This is a genomic window from Clostridioides sp. ZZV14-6345, from assembly GCF_020657775.1.
In the GTDB taxonomy this organism is placed as follows: Bacteria; Bacillota; Clostridia; order Peptostreptococcales; family Peptostreptococcaceae; genus Clostridioides; species Clostridioides difficile_D.
In genome coordinates, this window is the sequence record NZ_JAGWCX010000171.1 from 1 (window position 1) to 510 (window position 510).

The following is a 510-nucleotide window of genomic DNA, read 5'->3' on the forward strand; positions in this document are numbered from 1 at the left end:
GTTTATAAGTAAAAGTTTCTCTATCGTTTTTATAAACTTCTATTCTTTTAGCAAGATACTTATTATATACAAATCTACAACATCCAAAAGTTTTGTTAATTAGCTCTTGCTGTTTTTTATTTGGATACATTCTAAACTTATAAGCTTTTTCCACCACTACCACCTCATTTTACTTGTTTTTTCTGATTATTAATATATTTTCTTATCTGCTCCTCTGTATTTTCTGATACAGTAGTAACGAAATAACTAGGATTCCAAAGATGTCTCCCCATAATACTGGATGTCTATATTTGACATACCATACTAATATCCTCTACCATTAGTAACTTCCATTTTTCATCACCTATCATAATATTAAAATATGCAATTACTTAAAACAAGTATTTTGAAGGTTTTTTATTTTATTTTTAAATAACATATGTAAGAACCGTAAGTCCTAACTTTTATCATTTTTGAGGTTGTCGTTCACATAAGTTCGCTACTACCTATGCAGTTCTCTTATGAACTTCT

1 protein-coding gene and 1 pseudogene are annotated in these 510 nt (G+C 27.8%); both read right to left on the minus strand.

Annotated features, from left to right (window positions below; translation table 11 throughout):
- Positions 1-163: helix-turn-helix domain-containing protein (locus KGF39_RS19470; protein WP_227823576.1), on the minus strand; the 163-nt coding region annotated here is incomplete at its 3' end.
- Position 164: 1 nt separating this feature from the next.
- Positions 165-263: pseudogene (locus KGF39_RS19475) on the minus strand (transposase); the annotation flags it as partial.
- Between the last annotated feature and the right edge of the window lie 247 nt (positions 264-510).